This is a genomic window from Schaedlerella arabinosiphila, assembly GCF_003885045.1.
Classification (GTDB): domain Bacteria; phylum Bacillota; class Clostridia; order Lachnospirales; family Lachnospiraceae; genus Schaedlerella; species Schaedlerella arabinosiphila.
In genome coordinates this window covers 2,921,441-2,941,330 of record NZ_RHJS01000002.1, presented here as the reverse complement: position 1 = coordinate 2,941,330, position 19,890 = coordinate 2,921,441, and the positions used below count along the sequence as shown (strand labels likewise).

Genomic DNA, 19,890 nt, shown 5'->3' with positions numbered 1-19,890 from the left:
GAAGAAATGAAACACAGAAATTCGGTGGAATTTGAGGTGACTGGAGATTATGGACTCTTTGCAGATCCGGTTACCCGTGTGGGAGGAGAGAAGTTTACATATCAGGTTCCAACATATGAAGCGCTGAAAGGGATCTTGCAAAGCGTATATTGGAAGCCTACACTCATCTGGATCATAGATAAAGTGCGAATCATGAACCCGATCCAGACGGAGACAAAAGGAGTGCGCCCGATCAAATATTACAACGATGATAACGATCTGTCTTATTATACATATTTAAAAGACTGCAGATATCAGATACTGGCACACTTTATCTGGAATGAGAACCGTCCGGAACTGGAAAAGGACCGTAATGAAAATAAGCATCATAATATTGCGAAAAGGATGATCGAACGTGGTGGGAGAAGAGATATTTTTTTGGGAACCAGAGAATGCCAGGGATATGTAAGACCTTGTGTTTTTGGGGAAGAAGAGGGATTCTATGATCACCTTCCAGAATTGAGTTTTGGGATGATGTATCATGGGATTACATATGCGGATGAAGCATTTTCGGAAGAAACGAAGGGGAAAATGAGCGTGCGGCTCTGGCAGGCAGTCATGAAGGAGGGTGTAATTTCATTTCTGCCTCCATGGGAATGTATCCACCGTCCGGTAAGAGAGATGAATATGAAACAATTTGACGAGGCAGCCGGCAATTTTTCAATGGTCAGCGAGGAAGGAGGGGGATTGGATGTCATGGATGAGCCAACTTTATAAAACCTATGAAAAAAATATAGGAAAAGGGCAGCAGTCAGAGATTCAGCTGACTCCGATCGCACATATGAATGCGAATGCTCAGGTAGAGATTACATTAGACCATGAAGGAGAATTTAAAGGGGCAGTAAATATAGATAAAAAAGAAACGGCTACGCTGATTCCGGTTACGGAGGCATCTGCAAGCAGATCGGGCAAGTTGATAGCACCTCATGCATTAAGTGACATGCTTCCCTATATAGCGGGGGATTTTTCGTCACATTGTGAAAATGCGGAGCAGAAAAAGAGTGCCCAGGAGAAATTTAAGTCTTATATTGAGAACCTGAGAAGGTGGGCGGAATCTGAGGATTCGCATCCGAAGGTACGGATTATTTATAATTATCTTGTAAAGGAAATGCTGATTTCAGACCTTGTCAAAGCTGGTTTTATTGAGGTAAGAGAAGACGGGGTATTTGAAAAGAAAAAAATCAGCGGTCAGCCTTATGAAAAGGTGATAGTCAGATTTCGGGTTTTGGAAGGACAAGGGCGTGACTGTACATGGGAAGATGATTCTTTGATACAGACTTATACAAAATATTATTTAAACAGGCAACAGGGAAAAAAGGATGTTTGTTATTTATCAGGTGAAGAGAATACGATTTCCACGAATCATCCAAGAGGAATCGTAGCATCGGATTATGGAGCAAAGCTGGTATCGGCAAATGACCCCCAGGGATATACTTACCGGGGAAGATTCCGGGATGCGGAGCAGTCTTATGCATTAAGTTATGAAGCATCTCAGAAAATACACAGCGCGTTGACTTGGCTCGTGAAAAAGCAGGGGGTGCCGATCGGAAGTCAGAATAAAAGGACTTTTATCTGTTGGAATCCAGAAGGAAAGAAAACACCGGATTTATTTGATGAACTCGGTTTGATTGAGGATGAGGGAATACTGGATACGGACATTTCTTATCGAAAAAAACTGAAAAAAGCATTTCAGGGATATCAGGACCAATTCGAAGAAATGGATTCGATTATTGTGATGGGGTTGGACGCGGCGACAACAGGGCGGCTTTCGGTCACCTATTATCACGAACTGGCCGCGTCGGATTTCCTGGCGAATATGATCTACTGGGGCCAAACCTGCAATTGGAAATATATTAAATTCAACGAGAAAAAGCAACCATATTACACAATTCATACACCAATCTTTCGGAGAATCGTAGAATGTGCGTTTGGACGAGAGCGAGAGAATTTTATAAAAGTAGATGATAAAGTTCTGAAAGAGCAGACACAGCGTCTTGTAAAATGTATGTTGGAAAGAAAGCAGGTTCCATTTGACATCATACATGCTTTAATGCTCCGTGCATCGTCTCCATTGGCATATACGCGAGGGAACAGAGAACGGGTGTTGTCTACGGCTTGTGCAATGATCAGTAAATTTCATTATGAAAAAACGGGAGAAAGGCAGGAAGAAAAGGAAAAGATGAAGTTGGATTTAGAAAACAAGGATCGAAGCTATTTGTTTGGAAGGCTGCTGGCCATATGTGAAATGGTAGAGAGAAGAACCTATGACAGAGGAGAGACCCGTGATCCCAATGCAATCCGTTTACAGTCAGCTTATGTGAATCATCCGATGCAGACATGGAAGATATTGGAGGGGTTGTTAAATCCATATTTTCAGAAGTTACGACCTGGATCAAGAGAATATTATAGAGGGTTGATCAGCGGAATTGTCAGCTCATTTAGAGAAGAAGACGCGGGAATACTGAATCAGGGACTAAAAGAAGACTATTTATTGGGGTATTATTTACAAAGAGCAGAACTGAATAAGAAAAAAGAAGAAATTGGAGGTACAGAAGAATGAGCAGTTTACAGAATAAGATTGATTTTACGGTATTAGTAAAAGTAGCCAACGCAAATCCAAATGGAGATCCGTTAAATGGAAACCGTCCCAGAACAACTTACACCGGACAGGGGGAAATTTCTGATGTCTGCATCAAAAGAAAGATTAGAAACCGTCTGCAGGACATGGGTGAATCTGTTTTTGTACAGTCAGCTGAACGCAGCGATGACGAATATACTTCATTGAGCGAAAGAGCCTCTGGAAATATTACAGAATATAAATCAAATGATGAATATGCGAAGAAAGCCTGCGAAAAATGGATTGATGTGCGTATGTTTGGGCAGGTGTTTGCGTTTAAGAAGAGCAAGGATAAAAAAGATAGTGTTTCCGTGGGAGTCAGGGGACCAGTATCAATCCATCAGGCAATCAGCTGTTCCCCGGTAGATATTAACAGTATGCAGATTACAAAAAGTGTCAATAGCGAACCAGCGGAAGGAAAAAGCTCAGATACAATGGGGACGAAGCATTTTGTGGAATTTGGGTTATATCGGATAAAAGGCTCGGTCAATGTTCAGCTGGCGGAGAAAACAGGATTCTCTGAGGAGGATGCAAATATGCTGAAAGAGGCGCTTTGTACACTTTTCATCAATGATGCGTCTTCGGCAAGACCAGATGGAAGTATGGAAGTGGTTTCTGTATACTGGTGGAAACATAATAATAAGATCGGACAATATTCTGCGGCAAAGGTACATGATTCTTTGAAAATCACCTTGAAGGAAGATGTATTGATTCCTTCTTCAGTAGAGGATTACGACATTCAATTAGAAAATCTTCCGGAACTGGAACCAGAGATTATTGAGGGTATGTAAAGAAAATGTATAAGGAAGATGAGTATTTAATGCTATCTGGACTGCAGCATTTTGCATATTGCAGAAGACAGTGGGCTCTGATTCATATTGAACAGCAATGGGCAGAGAATGAACGGACAGTGGATGGAAATCTATTTCATGCGGTGGCACATGATAATGACCGTATTGAAAAAAGAGGAGATCTGCTTATAACAAGAGGGCTCCATATCAAATCGGCACAGTTAGGGATGTCGGGGATCTGTGATGTAGTAGAGTTCCATAAGTCAGACAATGGAATTTCATTATCTTCTTATGAGGGCTATTGGAAGCCATACCCGGTAGAGTATAAGAAAGGAAAACCAAAAACAAACGATGCCGATGAATTGCAGTTATGCGGTCAGGCAATCTGCCTTGAAGAGATGCTTTTATGCCAAATACCGTCTGGCAGTTTATTTTATGGAGAAAGTCGTCGGAGACAAAATGTGGAATTTACGGAGCAGCTCAGGGAGCGGGTCTATGATATGGCAAAAGAAATGCATGATCTGTGGAACAAAGGATATACGCCAAAGGTAAAACCGCAGAAGGGATGTAATGCCTGTTCGTTGAAAGAAATCTGCATACCGAAGTTAGGAAGGGTAAAAACAATAGAAGATTATATTGAGAAAAGTTTATTGAGGGAATAAAATGCGAAAACTGTTGAATACACTGTTTATTACAACTGAAAATGCCTTTTTGTCATTAGATGGCGAAACGGTATGTGTTGAGATAAACAAGCAAAAGGTCGGGCAGTTTCCACTACACACATTGGAGAGCATTGTATGCTTTACTTACAATGGGGCAACCCCGGTTTTCATGGGAGCATGTGCGAAAAGAGGAATCCATCTTGCATTTTTCAGTCCTTTTGGAAAATTTCTCTGTAGAGTTGTCGGTGAGAATCAGGGAAACGTGCTATTGAGAAAACAACAATATCGGATATCGGATCATAAAACAGATAGTTGTCTGATTGCCAGAAATCTGATTCTGGGAAAAGTATTCAATTGTAGATGGAGTATAGATCGGACTTTGCGGGATCATGTGCTCAGGGTAGATGAAGAACGATGCAGGAAAGCGGCTCAGTATTTAACAAATGAAATGACGAAAATAAAACAGGCGGAAGACCTGGATTCCCTCCGTGGGATGGAGGGAGAATGCGCTTCAGTTTATTTTGATGTATTTGACGAACTCATATTGAATCAAAAAGAGGAATTTTATTTTCGGGGAAGAAATAAGCGCCCGCCATTAGACAACGTCAACTCAATGTTGTCTTTTGGCTATACGCTGCTTGCAAATGACTGTGCAGGGGCATTAGAAGGAGTCGGGCTGGATTCTTATGTTGGTTTTTTGCATAGAGACAGGCCAGGAAGAAAATCACTGGCATTGGATCTGATGGAAGAAATGCGTGCTGTGCTGGTGGATCGGTTTGTATTAACGCTTATTAATAACCGGCAGATTCGAAAAGAACACTTCCGGAGATCAGAAAGCGGTGCGGTAGAGTTTACAGACGACGGAAGAAAGAAGTTTATTACTGCCTGGCAGGAGCACAAGCGGGGGCAGATTACCCACCCTTATCTACAGGAAAAAATATGTTGGGGTCTGGTTCCGCATGTGCAGGCACTGTTGCTTGCAAGATACCTGCGGGGCGATATAGACGGTTATCCACCGTTTTTGTGGAAATGAGGGATTATGCTTGTACTAATTACATATGATGTAAATACGGAAAGCGCAAAAGGAAGGGCACGTTTGCGCAAAGTAGCAAAACAATGTGTAAATCATGGGCAGCGGGTACAAAATTCGGTATTTGAATGTATTTTAGACCCGGGCCAATGTAAATTACTGAAAGCACAATTACTGGAGATTGTGGATTTGGAGAAAGATAGTTTGAGATTTTACTATTTAGGAAACAATTATAAGAGTAAAATTGAACACTATGGAATAAAAGCCAGTATTAATCAGGAAGGGGTGCTTATTTTGTAGTGCGAACTATTAGTTTACATAGATAGGCGGGAGGTTCGCACTGGAAAAAGAAGAAAGAATGATAGAAAATTGGGATATTAAGAAATGGATTTTGTGAAGCAGGTATAAAAATTGTTAAGTTTTGACAAATGTGTGCAAGAGAAATTGGTATTATTGTGCATATTTGCTGTCACTCCCTGCGTGGGAGTGTGGATTGAAATCGGCTTCCTACGTTTTCCCGACCGGGCAATCCCTGGTCACTCCCTGCGTGGGAGTGTGGATTGAAATCGTGGGATCGGCACTTTTACGATCAATGCTTTGCGTCACTCCCTGCGTGGGAGTGTGGATTGAAATATTACAGAATACATTTGGATCAGCGCTCTACAGCATGTCACTCCCTGCGTGGGAGTGTGGATTGAAATTAAAGAAGTCTGCTCAAAGCTTACTTCATATCCCGTCACTCCCTGCGTGGGAGTGTGGATTGAAATTGCCTTAATGGCATATGTTCCAACACTGCATAAAGTCACTCCCTGCGTGGGAGTGTGGATTGAAATGAAAAATAACTTTGAATGAATATCAGTACGTCTCTGTCACTCCCTGCGTGGGAGTGTGGATTGAAATCATCTGTTTGGCATGCGCTTCCATCGTTGCATAGGTCACTCCCTGCGTGGGAGTGTGGATTGAAATCACAATTGCAAAGGCTCCATATGCATGCATGTTTCGTCACTCCCTGCGTGGGAGTGTGGATTGAAATGGTGCTGGCGTGCATTTTAATGGAGCGGCTGGAAGTCACTCCCTGCGTGGGAGTGTGGATTGAAATATTCCGGCAGTAACAGTCCCGGCTTGTATCGCTGGTCACTCCCTGCGTGGGAGTGTGGATTGAAATTTTTGTATTTTTAGGTAAACAAAAAGCACCTGCGTCACTCCCTGCGTGGGAGTGTGGATTGAAATCCCTCTTTGTTGCTGCTGTATCCGCTCCCATCATTGTCACTCCCTGCGTGGGAGTGTGGATTGAAATTGGAAGTCATGCAGATGGAGAAACGTCAGGGGCGTCGTCACTCCCTGCGTGGGAGTGTGGATTGAAATATCAAACCCAAAATGCGTGCATGGACGCAGGAAGGTCACTCCCTGCGTGGGAGTGTGGATTGAAATGGTAAGAATCGGTATAAAATATATTGCATAATCGTCACTCCCTGCGTGGGAGTGTGGATTGAAATGAGATTATCGGAGGAAAACAAAACAATGGCAATCGTCACTCCCTGCGTGGGAGTGTGGATTGAAATTACACAGTACGGCATCACTAAAATCTGATGTAGCGTCACTCCCTGCGTGGGAGTGTGGATTGAAATCTATAACATGACCGAAAACCTGGAAACTCTGATCGTCACTCCCTGCGTGGGAGTGTGGATTGAAATTGGTATATCTTCTCAGACAGATCATCCGAATCAAGTCACTCCCTGCGTGGGAGTGTGGATTGAAATAAGACGGCACTGCAGGACAGTAAAGAAGCAGATGAGTCACTCCCTGCATGGGAGTGTGGATTGAAATCGAGTGTCACCCTGGAAGCTGTTACGCCTGCTGCGTCACTCCCTGCGTGGGAGTGTGGATTGAAATTACTTATTATGCGATCAAACATGGGAAGGGCATCGTCACTCCCTGTGTGGGAGTATATCTTGCACAATATATACTAAACTCAAACTTCGCACTTTAATAAGTGCCTGTACCATGAAAATTCAATAAAAACTGGCAATAAAATAGCATGAAACCGTCTGGTTTGGTATAATTGAGTTGCCGAAAAACAATTAAAACCGGAGACTCATGCTATGAATAAAAGTATAACACAAGCAAACCAGAATGATAAGCAGATTTCAAAATCTATCGGAAAATTTTTAAAAAGATTCCATGACTCATTGGCATTGAAAGCATCTAATGCCTATAAGAAAAAAGTCATTCCCGTTATTGAGGTTTTTCAGTATCTTTTTCTGCTGATTTTTTCTACCAGAAGTATGCATATGAACCTGACCACTGGACGAAATACTCCCGGAGCAGTACTTGAACAAGTGAGCGGGAACAGGGATTCCGTAAGGGGACGTTTTCTTCTTTCTGTAATGTATGAAAGCAGCTCACGTATTAATGAGATTCTGTTATTAAAACGGAAAGACTTGGAATATACCGGAAAGGGAGAGGTTGACATCCATTTTTGGGAGAAAGGAAATTTTATACCTGCCGTAATAGGGGCCGAAAAAAATGTCCAGTGACAATGTCAGCCGGATACTAGCGGACTGTGAAAGACTGGCAAGAATTTTTATGCAAAGATAATAGAGGAGATGAAACGTGATGCCCTGCACAAGCTCAGCGAAAGCGATAAATCTGTTTTTAAAGATGATATCGCATTCTAATATGCTGGTGATGAAGAAACACTCAAGCGGCTTTGTGGCTTAAAATAAGTGCAGTATAGTATATCTGATAATCCGGGAAGCCAGCATAGTTGTAAAACGTATCCAGTTAATCTGGGGCATCTTCATGAACCGATACACAGTATCCTTAGCAAATCCGGGAATATTTTGTCCAGTGATCAGGCTCATATACATACTTCTGTTAGAAAAAATTAGCAGAAAAAGATACTGAAAAACCTTAATAACGGTAATGCTTTTTTCTTATAGGCATTAGATGCTTTCAATGCTGAGGAGATTATTGGATTGCCTTTGAGCAATATTGTCGATGTTTTTGTACTGGTGTTTCTGATGGCGCTGGTAGGGTATATATACATTCCCAATGACCTGGTCTATCTGAATCCAACGTTTTACATGATGGTATACAGAGCCTGCAATGCGAAGCTCTTTGCGGGGGCCACGGGGGAGACGATGGAAGGGGGCATAGTCTGTAAAAATGGTGTAGATATGGGGATTGGAAAAAAGATTGGCGGTACGGGAAAATATAGCCTGATCGTTTCAAACAGAAATTGGGATTAAAATTATTGTGATTTGACAGCGATCAGAGCAGAATACAATACTTCCCCAGGCAATAAAAATAGGAGTAACTCAGAAGGGCCACTCCTAAAAAGTAATTCTGTTATCTGCTTGGCTTATTGATCAAAACAATTCCACACGACCAAGCAGCAGGTCTATCAGGCTGCAATGGAAAATTCCGTTTTCATCATAGAAGTTATGAGGAATATCCATTCGGACAATGATTTTTTTGAAAAAGTCTTTTGTCAGCATCAATGATGCAAGTCCAGAGGATTCTTTTTTTGCTGTATCTCTCTGGAAAGCTGACTGGATGTAGATTTTTTTATCTGCATCATTTACGACGAAGTCAATTTCCTTTTGCACATTTGCACCGCCGTTACGGTCGGCCACAACACCAACATCAACGGAATATCCTCGACGTAAAAGTTCGTTATAGATGATGTTTTCCATAATATGTCCAGGATCATATTGACGATAATCCAATCTGGCATTACGAAGGCCAATATCCGTGTAATAGTATTTGTTAGGATATTTAAAGTAGGTCTTTCCTTTCACCTCGTACTTGCGACGTTTCCGTCGATACTTTTTTGTATAGTCTACCACTAATTTCTCGAATTATCAACAACAGCGCAGAAAGTCCATAAAAAATTATTGACAAACGATAATTTTATGCTATGATGAATATAAGAAATTATCGTAAAACAATAATTAAGGAGGGCCTATGAAAAGAAGAGGAATGACCCTGATCCTGGCTGTAGAAGCTGCCGCCTGCGTGGTGTTCTGCTTCCTGCGGACAAGCTTTTTCGGAGGCTTCACCAGCCTTGCAGCCTTTCCGTTTGAGCAGGCCGGCTATGTGCTCCGGCAGATGTCCCTGTCCGGGACAGCCGGAAATGCGGCGGCAATTGTACTGTATCTCACACTGGGCCTTCTCCCGTGCCTTGCCTGGCTGCTCCTGAAAAAACAGGGCAGACTGCTGGCTGTTGATCATCTGCTGCCGGCGCTTTCGGTCCTGCTGCTGGCCGTGATTTATTATATGGTCAATCCCGGCCTCATTGTATCTGCTGTTCCGGGAACGGGAAAATGGCTGCTGGGCTGTACCTTTTATTCCGCCTTGTCCGGCTATCTGGTGATCCGGGTACTGGCGGTCTGCCGGAGGGCCAGGCCGGAAACGCTGGAATCGGTTCTGCAGGGGCTTTTAGGGTTTCTGAAAATGGTCTTTGTGTATCTCATATTCGGACAGAACCTGGACCGCCTTCTGAACTCCCTGCGGGATATGGGAAACGTCAGCGGCGGCCTGTATGCGGACGGGGCGGCTCAGGGGGCGCAAAGCGTGGGGTTGACCTGCCTGTTTTTCGGACTCGGTTATCTGGTCGATGTTCTGCCCTATGTGTTTGACCTGGGCATCGTCTTTTGGGCAGGCAGGCTGCTGGCCGCTTTGAAAGCAGACCGCTGGGGGGATGCGGCGGCGGAGCTGGCGGACCGTCTGGCCGGGTTCTGCGCGAAGGCGTTGGGGATTACGGCGGGGGCGGACGTGATGTTCAATGTGCTGCAGGTTTTATTCGGCGCCGGACTTTACCGGATGGATCTGGTGATCCATGTGCCGGTTTTGTCCATCCTGTTTGTACTGGCGGCGCTGCTGTCAGCGCGGTACATACGGGAGGCTCAGAAGCTGAAAAAGGAGCACGACCTGATTATATAAAATTTGAAGGACGGAGATTATGGGAATCAAGGTTTGTCTGGAAGAGGTTTTAAAAGACCGGGGAATGACGTCAAAGGAACTGTGCAGACTGGTCAATATCACAGAAGCCAATCTGTCAGTTTTGCGCAGCGGGAAAGCGAAAGGCGTCCGCTTTCACACCATCAACCGGATCTGCTATTTTCTCCGGTGCGACGTAGGCGATATTTTAAAATTTGACGGAAAGCTGGAGGAGGAAGATGAACAGTAAAAAGTACATTTTACGGGCCGGTGAAGCTTCGGGATTTATGGAGATCAGGAAGATTACAGCAGGCGGAAAATCTGTCGGCAGCAGGTTTTTTGCGTGTATCCTGTGTCTGTTTCTGATTTTCTCCCTCTGCGGCTGCTCTCTGGCGGTTTTGGATGCGGGGGAGGAAAGCAGAGAAGACCGGATGATCGGGGTTCTGATCACCAGGGAATTTCTGGATTTGCTTTCGGCGCAAGGAACGGAAGGGTTCCCGCCGGACACAGATCGGGGAATCCGATCCGTCCATGGTGGAAAACTTTACGCAGAGATTGATAAAAGCAAAGGGGAGGATCCCGCTTTCTGGGAGATTTCCTTCGGGGATCTGGACGGCATCCAGATGCTGACCCCGCTGTGGACGATGGAAAACGGCGAAAGCTATTGGGGAAACGTCTGTACGGAAGGCATTTCCGACCTGGATATCCGCTACAATGTGCTGGACGACGGGGAGGAGCGCAGTATCAGCGGGACAATTTATATTGTTTCCGGAAACGGGAACAAACCGACAGCCTTTTATGCCAATCCGGTGTATCAGACGGCAGACGGAAATCTCTACGTGTCCCAGGGACGCGGGGTTTCCGCCAGCGGGGATTCTCCGGAGGGGCTGGAATTTTCCAGCGCCCTCAGCGAAGAGACGACGGTCACGGAAAACGGGAAAACGAAGACTGAAACAAGCAGTCTGAACGTGCGCTACACATTTATGGATCGACCAGTACGGATCAAGGTCTGCCAGATGGACTCCAGGCACCGCGTCCTGAAAGAGGAGGACTACCGGCCGGAGGACATGCCACAGGAGCTGGCTGCGGAAGAGGACGCCGAGTATATTCTGGTGGAGACGGAAAAGGAAGGCCCCTCGGGAGAAAAAACGGTCTCCCGGGAGGCATTCAGTTTACCCGCGGAGGGGGAACTTTATCTGACATCGTACCGCGCCCGGGAGGATGGGATCGTGGTGAAGCAGGAAACGAACATTCTTTGAGGTCAGCTTTCGAATACCTCAAATTGTTTTTTCGGCCCGCCGCATACCGGGCAGCGCTCCGAAACAGACGTTTCCGTCATGACATACCCGCAGATCGGACAGACATAGACGGTCTTTTCTCCGAAGCCCGGTACATCCCTGGCCTGCTCTAACAGGGCCGCATGCACCTTTTCCGCGGCCGCCGCGCCTTTGTAAGCCTGTTCGGTGAGAGGGCTGCGGTGCTCCGCCGCATAAGCGGCCACCATTTGATACAGATGCTTATATTCAAATTCTTCTCCCGGCAGAAAGGTTCCGACGGATTCCATAAAAGCGGCGGGACGTTCCAGGATGGAATAAAAATTCCGGGCGTGATGGTATTCGGAGGCCGCCAGGGCGCGGAACAGATTGGCGATCCGGGGATAACCCCTGCGGTCCGCCCGGTCCGCAAACATCAGGTATTGGAAATGCGCCTTTAATTCTCCTGACACCGTTTCATTCAGATTCTGGTTCAACACGCCGTTTTCGCTCTCCCGTCCATAGCAGTCCTCGGAAAGGTCGGCGATCCGATAGTCCAGACCCCCGTCCTTTTCATAAAAATGAATGATGTGGTGTTCTACGTCACAGGCTTTGATGTCTTTGGACACATCCTCGATCATGGCTCCGCCGCCTCCGGTGCAGATCAGCGGGATGCTGTCCACAACGTCGATGAAGCGGGAGTGTACATGCCCGCAGAGCAGGTATTTGACTTTTTCCTTCCATGGCTCATAAGCTCTGCGCAGACGGGAAAATTCCTCCTCAGAGACACAGTTCTGTATAAAATGGTTGGGAACCGGGATGTGAAACGCGATGATGACCTGCTCCACGTCTTCCCTTGCAAGAACCTCTGAGAGGAGGGTAAGCCCGTCCTCCTCAAAGGTGCGCAGGGCGTTGTCCAGCACAACCACGGCGAAATGCTCCGCCAGCAGCGCGTAATTTTTCTCCCCGAAATAGTTCGTATATTCTCCCGTGTCGTGATTCCCGCGGAGACAGTAGACCGGGTTTTCGGCAAGGGTTTCCGTCATGTCCCGGATTACCTGGTAATAGTGATCCGTCCCGGCAGGAACCAGGTCGCCCACTATCAGCGTAATATCATCCTTGGCGCTTTCTTCCAGGGAACCCGCATATACCTTCATATTGTAAGTTCCAAGCCCTTCACATCCCGGATCTCCGATCACGCCGATGGAATGCACATTCTCAAGCCGGAGAATCCGCTTTGGAACCTTTTTTATTTTCGTTTCATCCATGTTTTTCTTTCCTCGCTTTTTATTTATTTTTTGAATCTGTCTGCCGGGGCTGCCCTGGCAGTTTCTTTCGTATCGTGTATTTTCTGACGATGCGCCGGCCGGAAATGTCTCCCGAAAGATCCTGCTCACAAATGGTAAGCGGAACTTGGAAACAGATCTGTGATTTGCCGGGTGATTCCATTATAGAGATGTATCTGCGGAAAGTCAACGAGTTGGTTTAAGAGCAGTGTATTTTCCACTCCTGCATTGTGTTTTTCGATGGAATCAGTTATAATTTAAACCAGATATAATTACCTAAGGATTGTGTTCACGGGAAACGCATCAGATATCATTCATGTATTCGTGGGCATCAGCTAGAGTGAGTGTTTATGAGGAGAAAAGACTATGAAGAGAAAAACAAAAGCGGAGAACAGTCGGCCGGCAGCAGTCAGGAGGCACAGCGGGAGAATTGCAGCAAAGCTGGTCGGGGCAATCGTAGCGACCATCATGATTATGGTCGCGGTGCTGCTGACACTGGTATACCGCAGGGTTTCCGATACACTGCTGGATAAAAGTGAAAAACTGATCCAGGAGACGACCGGCAAAGTGACCCAGGAGACCACGGCGTGGATGAACAAGACGCTGACCATGCTGGACATGCAGAGAGACACCATAGAATACGAAGAGATGGATATCCCGGAGATGGAGGAGTATATCCGGCATACCGTGGGCCAGAACAGCGCATATCCGGCCGGGCTGTATGTGGCGCTGACGGACGGTTCCCTGTATCACGCGACGTTTGTGCCCGGACCGGATTTTAACTCGTTGGAAAAATCCTGGTATCAGGACGGCATCCAGTCGGAAGATTTTATACTGGGAGACGTATATTTTGACGAAGACAGCCAGTCCTATGTGGTAGGGGCTTCGGGAATGCTCAAAGGAAAGGACGGAGAGGCCCGCGGTGTTGCGGCGGCGGATGTGTATCTGGACGCGATCTCGGACATTGTGGCAGAGATCCAGTTGGAGGAGACCGGCGGGGTATTTCTCGTAGACACCCGCACGGATACCATCATCGGCCATCGGGACAAGGAGATCACGGGACGGCTCTTAAGCGAATTTAACGGAGATATGTATGCATATGCCGCAAAACAGATCAAAGACGGAGATTATGGACTGTCCCTTTTCGACGGCGGTACCTATATTCAGGCTGTGAAAGTGCCGAACAGCGACTGGGCTGCAGTCGTATATGTTCCGAAGGCGGAGGTGCTTGCGGATCTGAATGTGCTGACCGGTATTATGTCAACCGTATCGGTCCTTGCCGTCCTGATTACCAGCATCCTGGTGATCATTCTCGTGAGAAGGATCATCGGCAGGCCGGTGGCAGAGCTCAATAAAGTGGCGGCCAGGATCGCGGCCGGGGAGCTGGAACAGACGATCCACCATACATCCAACGACGAGCTGGGAGAGCTGGCGGATAATTTCGAAAAAACCGTGCTGCGGCTGCGGGAATATATCGATTATATCAACGAGATTTCGGAGAAGCTGCAGGAGATTTCACGGGGGAATCTGGATATCACCCTGTCCCATGAGTATGTGGGAGAATTTTCGAAAATCAAGGAATCTCTGGAAAGCATTACCCGGTTCCTGAACCAGACCATTGGGCAGATCCATGTGGCCTCCGGGCAGGTGGCGGAGGGCTCGGGATACGTTTCCGAAGGGGCGCAGACCCTTTCCATGGGCTCCGTCCAGCAGAATGATTCGGTGGAACAGCTTGCAGCCCACATCAGCCAGGTGTCCGACGGAATCCAGAAGACGGCCCAGGGGGCAAGAAAAGCCAGCCAGATCTCACAGGATGTAGGCAGCAGGATTTTAGAAAGTAATGAGAAGATGCAGCACATGAATGATGCGATCCAGAGGATCAGCGGTAAGTCGGCCCAGATCCGCAATATCATCAAGACCATTGAGGACATCGCGTTCCAGACCAATATCCTGGCCTTAAATGCAGCCGTGGAGGCGGCCCGTGCCGGCGCGGCGGGAAAAGGCTTTGCAGTGGTGGCGGACGAGGTGCGCAACCTGGCAGGAAAATCCTCTGAGGCGGCCAAGAATACGACGGTTCTGATTGAAGAAACTGTGGAAGCCGTGGAAGAGGGGAGCAGCGCGGCGGAGGATACGGCGGCATCCATGATGGCCGTGGTGGCTCAGGCGGACGAGGTCAACAAGCTGATCGAAGGAATCGCGGAGTACTCTGCAAAGCAGGCGGAAGCTACGGAGGAGGTGATCCGCGGGATCGACCAGATCTCCGGTGTGGTACAGTCCAACCTGGCGACGGCGGAGAAGAGCGCCTCGGCCAGCGAAGAGCTGTCCGGCCAGGCAAATATGCTGCGGGAGCTGGTGTCTAAGTTCCGGCTGAAAGCACGGTAGGATACGGCGGGCGATTCCTGAAAAAGGGCTGGCACGCGGCGTATGGCGGGTGCAAAGATAGGGCAGGCATTTTGCCTGCCCCGTTCGTCCCCTGTCACTTCAGCCGTTCCGCCATCGTATAGAACTGATAATAGGTCCCTCTCTGCGCCATCAGGCTTTCATGGTTCCCTTCCTCCGTGATCCCCTGGTCGGTGAGCACCAGAATCCGGTCCGAGTTCTTGATGCTGGAAAGCCGGTGGGCAATGGTGATCGTCGTCCGGCCCTCGGACAGGTGGTGCAGCGACTGCGCCACCGCAAATTCGCTCTCATTGTCCAGCGCCGAGGTGGCCTCATCCAGGATCATGATGGGCGGATTCTTCAAAAAGACCCGGGCAATGCTGATGCGCTGCTTCTGGCCGCCGGAGAGCTTCACGCCCCGCTCGCCCACATAGGTATCATATCCGTCCTTCAATTCCCGGATAAATGCATCCGCGCCCGCTTTTTCTGCGGCTTCCACCGCATCCTCCCTGGAGGCGTCCGGATTCCCGTATAAAATATTTTCCATCACCGTGCCGGAAAACAGGTACACATCCTGCTGAACGATGCCGATATTTTTCCGCAGGCTCTTTAACGTAAATGCCTTGATATCCTCCCCGTCGATCCGGATCACCCCATCCGTGATGTCGTAGAACCGGGGGAGCAGGTTGCAGAGGGTGGTCTTTCCGCCGCCGGAGGGCCCCACGATGGCCAGCTTTTCCCCCGCGTGCACGGTCAGGTTCAGATGCCGGAATACGGTGTTGTGGTCGTCCGGATATTCGAAAGAGACATCCTCAAAAGAAATATCCCCCTTCGGCACCCCCATCTCTTTTGCCCCGGGCTCGTCAAAGATCTCCACGTCCGCGTCCATGATCTGAAGAAACCGCTCAATGCCGGTGAGCCCTCTCTGGAACTGCTCCGCAAATTCGATGATCCTGCGGATGGTGGCGATCAGCGTGGACACGTACATCACATAGGCTACCAGATCCCCGGCGGTGATATATCCCTTGACGAGGAAAATGCCGCCCATCAGGACCACGATCAGGTTCATCAGCCCGTCAAAGGCGCGGGTGGAAGCCTGGAATGCGGCCATGTATTTGTAAGTTTCCTTCTTGATATCGTAGAATTTTACATTTCCCTTTTCAAATTTGTCAATCTCCACAGGCTCATTGGTAAATGCCTTCACCACCTTCTGTCCCAGAAGGCTGTCCTCAATGGAAGCGTTCAGCTCCCCGATCTGGACCCGCTGTTTGGCGAAGGCCCTTCTGCTGCGCTGGTTCAGTTTGATGCACACATAGGCCATGACCGGAACGATGATAAAGATCGCAAGGGTCAGAGGCAGGTTCACGGAGGAGAGGATCACAAAGGAGATCACCGCCTTGACCGCCGCAATGAAAAATTCCTCCGGGCAGTGGTGGGAAAACTCCGTCACATCAAACAGGTCGTTGGTGATCCGCCCCATGATCTGCCCCACCTTCGTATTGTTGTAATAGGTATTGGACAGCTTCTGCAGATGGGAATAGGCATCCCTTCTCATATCTGTCTCGATGGCGGCGCCCATGACGTGCCCCATATCCGCCATATAATAATTGGCCATGCAGTCGATGACCCGCAGCACCAGATAGAGCAGGGCCATCTTCCCTACCACGTCCACACTCAGCATCGCCAGATCCTGCATACCGGTATTGGTGATAAACCGGATGATCATGGGAAGCACCATCTCGCAGAGCGTGGTAAGAAATGCACAGAACAGGTCCGCCGCAAGCACCCGGGTGTGGTTTTTATAATAGGGATAAAACCGCTGCATCAATTCTTTGGTCGTATATTCTTTTTGATCCGCTGACATAACATCCTCCATATGTATAGTTTACGATGCCCCGGGAATTGTTTCCGCAAAGGGCTGAGCTTTGTTAAGCCATAGACAGCAATGCGCCGTTTCCGCGGGCAGATCCCTATGGCTGATACCAGTGTATACGATATATGCGCTAAAAGCAACAGAAAATATCTTTGAGGATTGAATACCGTTTACGTGATAGCTCTCATTGATACTTTATTGGCCGGATGCCGTGCAGCAGGTGCACGACACCGTGTGAACAGTAAGTGCGACCGGCTGTTTCCCGGCAGCCCCTTCGGCATTCAGACCGGGTTGATAAACGGCAGAAAAATTAGTATAATACAAACATGGACAGATAAATCCATATGCCGGAGGTAAAGAAAAATGACATTTTTTCAGGTGATGTGCGGCAATCTGCTCAGCTTGAGTGAGACCGCACTCTTTTTTGTCTGCGTATCATTTCAGCTTCTGGGGGAGATCCCCAACAAAACCAAAAAGCAGAAATATACCATATTCTCTTCCCTGTTTCTGTTTATTTTCTGGGTTTCGTTCCTTTCAACGGTTCTCTATAAAACAGGGGCATTTTACTGGGAACCTCACATCGGGAGAGTAATGATTGAATATATCCAGATCATCGGATATATGCTGGTGCTGCGTGTGATGTACAGAAAACCGTATGGAATCTGCATGGCAACGGCAGCTTTTCACAATCTTTTGTATCTGTTGGCCTGGAACTTCCAGGACTTTTTCGCTCCGAACAGGATCTACGACCTGGGAAATCCTGCGGAGCGGAGGGAATATCTGTTTTACGAATGGATTGCGACGCCTCTGGCTTTTATTCTGGTAGTCCTTCTTCTGAATAAAACAAAGGCCGGGAAAATATACAGGCAGTGGGAGAGCCAAAAGCTTCGGGGCGGGGTTCTGGTTTTTATGGCATTTTCCCCGATTGCGTCCCGGCTGCTGCAGGGACTGATCGAAAAAAGTGAAAGGTTCCAGGACTACAACCCCATGTCAACGATGCTCTTCATTCTGATCCTTTACCTGATCTTCGTATATGACGGGCTCAGGGAGCAGCAGAAAAAACGGATCGAAGAGCAGAATGTCAGCCTGCGGCAGCAGGAGGCTTACATCGAGAATCTGGAAGGGCTTCAGAGGGAGGTGTGCCGGTTTCGGCATGATTTTAAAAATATGATGTCCGGCATGTACATGCAGGCAAAGGAAGGGGATCTGGAGGCCATCCAGTCCTACATACAGGAAATGACGTCGGATTTTGACATGCAGGTGGGCAGCCAGATCCGCATCATGAACCAGCTTGCCAATATCCGCGTGGCCGAGGTGAAGGGCCTCTTTCTGGAGAAGCTCAAGGTCATGCAGGAGGAGGAAATCCACTGCGAGCTGGAGGTTTTAAAGCCCTTTGAAAAGACCGGGCTGCGCAGCACGGATCTGTGCCGCTGCCTGGGGATTCTGCTGGACAACGCCATGGAAGAGGTGCGCGGAAAAAAGGACGGTAAGATCCATGTGATGATCAGCAGCCAGAGCGGCTGTACGACGTTCCGTGTGAAAAATACAATGCATTCCAGTGTGGATTTCCACAAGATAGGGACACTTGGATATTCCACGAAGGGGGAGAACCGGGGGATCGGCCTGGCCAATTATAAAAAAATCCTGGAACGGTACGACCGGATTCTGCCGCTGACCACCATCCAGGACGGATTCTTTATCCAGGAGCTGAAGGTGCAGGAGTCGTAAAGGGGGATTGAACCGGCTTTCTCTCTTTTATCTGCGGGGAAAATCCGAAGCGTTCCGGTATTTGTGCAATTCAGGCATTCCCTTGCCCCATTCAGGCATTTTTTTACAGAAACAGAATACAGGCTGATAAAATAAGCATGTCGATTAGAAACAGATCAGAGGAACATATAAAAGGGAGGGCTAGATGATGTTTTCTAAAACAGAAAAACGACAGCTTATGATTTTCGTTGCAATCGCCTATGGGATTACCTATCTGCTGGGAATCCTGATGTGGTATGGGAGTATGAAACAGGTGGATTTGGCGCTGTTTGCCAATGCGCAGATGATGTATCCGGCGATGGGGGTGATGCTTGCATTTCTCCTGACCCGCAGGGAGGACACGGAGATGCCGAAGGCATTTTTCAGAAGCTTTACCGCAGTCACCATCCTGATGATCGTATGTACCGTGCTTTCCGTCCTGATGCCGGATCGGATGGCAGAAATGCCGGGAGGCACCGTGTCAGCGTGGCTGATAGCCGTGAATTATATTCAGATAGCCGGATGTATCCTGGGACTGATTTTCTTGCTTATATCCGGGAAAAAGAAACGGGCGGCTTATGGGCTGGGGTGGAAAAACTGGAAGCTTTCCGCTGCCTGTATCTTTCTGTTTCTGGGCCTGTATTTTTTACGGACAGCGATTGCCTATGCGGCTATAGGCGGGCTTTCCTATTTCTTTGACATTTTCAAAACTGCGGACGCATGGGTGCTCCTGGGAATCCTGCCGCTGAATTTCCTGCTCGGATACATCGCATTTTTCGGGGAGGAATACGGATGGAGGTACTACCTGCAGCCAATCCTCCAGAAAAAATTCGGGCTGAAAAAAGGAGTCCTGATCCTGGGCGTTGTATGGGGACTGTGGCATCTGCCGCTGGATTTCTTTTTCTACGTGACGCCGGATAAAGGACTCATTATGACCACAAACCAGATCATCAACTGTGTGGGCCTGGGAATTTTCTTTGCCTATGCATATATGAAGACAGAGAATATCTGGGTGCCGGTGATCCTGCATTTCCTGAATAATAACCTGATCCTGGTCACATCCGGACAGTTCAGCGCGGATGTACTGCAGAACCAGAGCGTTTCCTGGGCGGCTATTCCGGCAGCCCTCTTGCTGAACGGCGTGCTCTACGGGGTGTTTATACTGGCGAAGCCGTTCCGGGAGAAGAAAGAGGAGAGTGTCAGCCTTGATGCAGGGCAGTCGAAGGGAATGGCTGTGTAGAACGGTTTAGAAAAAAATAGATTGTTCCTT

At 47.8% G+C, this 19,890-nt stretch carries 16 protein-coding genes, 2 pseudogenes and 1 CRISPR repeat array; of the genes and pseudogenes, 14 read left to right on the top strand and 4 right to left on the bottom strand.

The genetic code is table 11. The annotated features are described in order from the left end of the window. Positions 1-6: 6 nt before the first annotated feature. The 7 genes and pseudogenes from cas5c to EBB54_RS32630 all read left to right on the top strand — a co-directional run. Entirely contained in the window at positions 7-756 is a 750-nt protein-coding gene (gene cas5c, locus EBB54_RS14205; protein ID WP_125127893.1) for a type I-C CRISPR-associated protein Cas5c, read from the top strand. After that, positions 731-2,599, top strand: a complete 1,869-nt coding sequence (cas8c, locus tag EBB54_RS14200) for a type I-C CRISPR-associated protein Cas8c/Csd1 (RefSeq protein WP_125127892.1) — start codon at positions 731-733, stop codon at positions 2,597-2,599. The genes cas5c and cas8c overlap by 26 nt, the downstream gene beginning before the upstream one ends. Continuing rightward, on the top strand, positions 2,596-3,447 hold the full coding sequence (gene cas7c, locus EBB54_RS14195) for a type I-C CRISPR-associated protein Cas7/Csd2 (protein WP_125127891.1): 852 nt from the start codon (positions 2,596-2,598) through the stop codon (positions 3,445-3,447). Before cas8c ends, cas7c begins: the two co-directional genes overlap by 4 nt. Before the next feature lie 5 nt (positions 3,448-3,452). Then, complete coding sequence (cas4, locus tag EBB54_RS14190; RefSeq protein WP_125127890.1) at positions 3,453-4,109, top strand: CRISPR-associated protein Cas4; 657 nt, start codon at positions 3,453-3,455, stop codon at positions 4,107-4,109. A 1-nt stretch (position 4,110) separates the two neighbouring features. Next, the gene (gene cas1c, locus EBB54_RS14185) at positions 4,111-5,142 is read left to right on the top strand and encodes a type I-C CRISPR-associated endonuclease Cas1c (protein WP_125127889.1); all 1,032 of its coding nucleotides are present in this window, start codon (positions 4,111-4,113) and stop codon (positions 5,140-5,142) included. Between the two features lie 6 nt (positions 5,143-5,148). Continuing rightward, entirely contained in the window at positions 5,149-5,439 is a 291-nt protein-coding gene (gene cas2, locus EBB54_RS14180; protein WP_125127888.1) for a CRISPR-associated endonuclease Cas2, read from the top strand. A 168-nt stretch (positions 5,440-5,607) separates the two neighbouring features. Continuing rightward, positions 5,608-7,032: a CRISPR direct-repeat array (repeat unit 32 nt; unit sequence GTCACTCCCTGCGTGGGAGTGTGGATTGAAAT). A 209-nt stretch (positions 7,033-7,241) separates the two neighbouring features. Next, a pseudogene (locus EBB54_RS32630) lies at positions 7,242-7,481 on the top strand (IS4 family transposase); the annotation flags it as partial. A 381-nt stretch (positions 7,482-7,862) separates the two neighbouring features. On the opposite strand, the pseudogene EBB54_RS32625 reads toward EBB54_RS32630, so the two are convergent. Beyond that, positions 7,863-8,110: pseudogene (locus tag EBB54_RS32625) on the bottom strand (IS4 family transposase); the annotation flags it as partial. 7 nt (positions 8,111-8,117) lie between these two features. Here EBB54_RS32625 and EBB54_RS14165 point away from each other — a divergent pair. After that, a complete protein-coding gene (locus EBB54_RS14165) occupies positions 8,118-8,390 on the top strand; it encodes a hypothetical protein (RefSeq protein WP_125127887.1) in 273 nt (90 codons plus the stop codon). Positions 8,391-8,510: 120 nt separating this feature from the next. Here the strand turns inward: EBB54_RS14165 and EBB54_RS14160 are convergent, their stop codons facing one another. Further along, positions 8,511-8,942: a DUF4143 domain-containing protein gene (locus EBB54_RS14160; RefSeq protein ID WP_243127670.1), complete on the bottom strand. Its 432-nt coding sequence runs from the start codon at positions 8,940-8,942 to the stop codon at positions 8,511-8,513. A gap of 166 nt (positions 8,943-9,108) precedes the next feature. Here EBB54_RS14160 and EBB54_RS14155 point away from each other — a divergent pair, with 166 nt between their 5' ends. The 3 genes from EBB54_RS14155 to EBB54_RS14145 are packed head-to-tail and all read left to right on the top strand — an operon-like array spanning position 9,109 to position 11,342. Further along, positions 9,109-10,086 carry a hypothetical protein gene (locus EBB54_RS14155; protein WP_125127886.1) on the top strand — a complete coding sequence of 326 codons (978 nt, stop codon included), beginning with the start codon at positions 9,109-9,111 and terminating at the stop codon, positions 10,084-10,086. Between the two features lie 19 nt (positions 10,087-10,105). Next, the gene (locus EBB54_RS14150) at positions 10,106-10,333 is read left to right on the top strand and encodes a helix-turn-helix domain-containing protein (protein WP_016297193.1); all 228 of its coding nucleotides are present in this window, start codon (positions 10,106-10,108) and stop codon (positions 10,331-10,333) included. After that, positions 10,323-11,342, top strand: a complete 1,020-nt coding sequence (locus EBB54_RS14145; RefSeq protein WP_125127885.1) for a hypothetical protein — start codon at positions 10,323-10,325, stop codon at positions 11,340-11,342. Before EBB54_RS14150 ends, EBB54_RS14145 begins: the two co-directional genes overlap by 11 nt. A 2-nt stretch (positions 11,343-11,344) precedes the next feature. Here EBB54_RS14145 and EBB54_RS14140 read toward each other — a convergent pair whose 3' ends face one another. Beyond that, positions 11,345-12,604: a metallophosphoesterase gene (locus EBB54_RS14140; RefSeq protein ID WP_125127884.1), complete on the bottom strand. Its 1,260-nt coding sequence runs from the start codon at positions 12,602-12,604 to the stop codon at positions 11,345-11,347. A gap of 384 nt (positions 12,605-12,988) precedes the next feature. Here EBB54_RS14140 and EBB54_RS14135 point away from each other — a divergent pair, with 384 nt between their 5' ends. Beyond that, complete coding sequence (locus EBB54_RS14135; protein ID WP_125127883.1) at positions 12,989-15,004, top strand: methyl-accepting chemotaxis protein; 2,016 nt, start codon at positions 12,989-12,991, stop codon at positions 15,002-15,004. A gap of 94 nt (positions 15,005-15,098) precedes the next feature. Here the strand turns inward: EBB54_RS14135 and EBB54_RS14130 are convergent, their stop codons facing one another. Then, a complete protein-coding gene (locus EBB54_RS14130) occupies positions 15,099-16,865 on the bottom strand; it encodes an ABC transporter ATP-binding protein (protein WP_125127882.1) in 1,767 nt (588 codons plus the stop codon). 372 nt (positions 16,866-17,237) lie between these two features. Here EBB54_RS14130 and EBB54_RS14125 point away from each other — a divergent pair, with 372 nt between their 5' ends. Further along, the gene (locus EBB54_RS14125; protein ID WP_125127881.1) at positions 17,238-18,602 is read left to right on the top strand and encodes a sensor histidine kinase; all 1,365 of its coding nucleotides are present in this window, start codon (positions 17,238-17,240) and stop codon (positions 18,600-18,602) included. 184 nt (positions 18,603-18,786) lie between these two features. After that, on the top strand, positions 18,787-19,860 hold the full coding sequence (locus tag EBB54_RS14120) for a CPBP family intramembrane glutamic endopeptidase (protein ID WP_125127880.1): 1,074 nt from the start codon (positions 18,787-18,789) through the stop codon (positions 19,858-19,860). Positions 19,861-19,890 lie beyond the last annotated feature (30 nt).

What these genes read in the sequence shown, in the direction of transcription:
- cas5c (WP_125127893.1), top strand. Translation starts at nt 7, where the DNA reads ATGAAACACAGAAATTCGGTGGAATTTGAGGTGACTGGAGATTATGGA.
- cas8c (WP_125127892.1), top strand. Translation starts at nt 731, where the DNA reads ATGTCATGGATGAGCCAACTTTATAAAACCTATGAAAAAAATATAGGA.
- cas7c (WP_125127891.1), top strand. Translation starts at nt 2,596, where the DNA reads ATGAGCAGTTTACAGAATAAGATTGATTTTACGGTATTAGTAAAAGTA.
- cas4 (WP_125127890.1), top strand. Translation starts at nt 3,453, where the DNA reads ATGTATAAGGAAGATGAGTATTTAATGCTATCTGGACTGCAGCATTTT.
- cas1c (WP_125127889.1), top strand. Translation starts at nt 4,111, where the DNA reads ATGCGAAAACTGTTGAATACACTGTTTATTACAACTGAAAATGCCTTT.
- cas2 (WP_125127888.1), top strand. Translation starts at nt 5,149, where the DNA reads ATGCTTGTACTAATTACATATGATGTAAATACGGAAAGCGCAAAAGGA.
- EBB54_RS14155 (WP_125127886.1), top strand. Translation starts at nt 9,109, where the DNA reads ATGAAAAGAAGAGGAATGACCCTGATCCTGGCTGTAGAAGCTGCCGCC.
- EBB54_RS14150 (WP_016297193.1), top strand. Translation starts at nt 10,106, where the DNA reads ATGGGAATCAAGGTTTGTCTGGAAGAGGTTTTAAAAGACCGGGGAATG.
- EBB54_RS14145 (WP_125127885.1), top strand. Translation starts at nt 10,323, where the DNA reads ATGAACAGTAAAAAGTACATTTTACGGGCCGGTGAAGCTTCGGGATTT.
- EBB54_RS14140 (WP_125127884.1), bottom strand. Translation starts at nt 12,604, where the DNA reads ATGGATGAAACGAAAATAAAAAAGGTTCCAAAGCGGATTCTCCGGCTT.
- EBB54_RS14135 (WP_125127883.1), top strand. Translation starts at nt 12,989, where the DNA reads ATGAAGAGAAAAACAAAAGCGGAGAACAGTCGGCCGGCAGCAGTCAGG.
- EBB54_RS14130 (WP_125127882.1), bottom strand. Translation starts at nt 16,865, where the DNA reads ATGTCAGCGGATCAAAAAGAATATACGACCAAAGAATTGATGCAGCGG.
- EBB54_RS14125 (WP_125127881.1), top strand. Translation starts at nt 17,238, where the DNA reads ATGACATTTTTTCAGGTGATGTGCGGCAATCTGCTCAGCTTGAGTGAG.
- EBB54_RS14120 (WP_125127880.1), top strand. Translation starts at nt 18,787, where the DNA reads ATGATGTTTTCTAAAACAGAAAAACGACAGCTTATGATTTTCGTTGCA.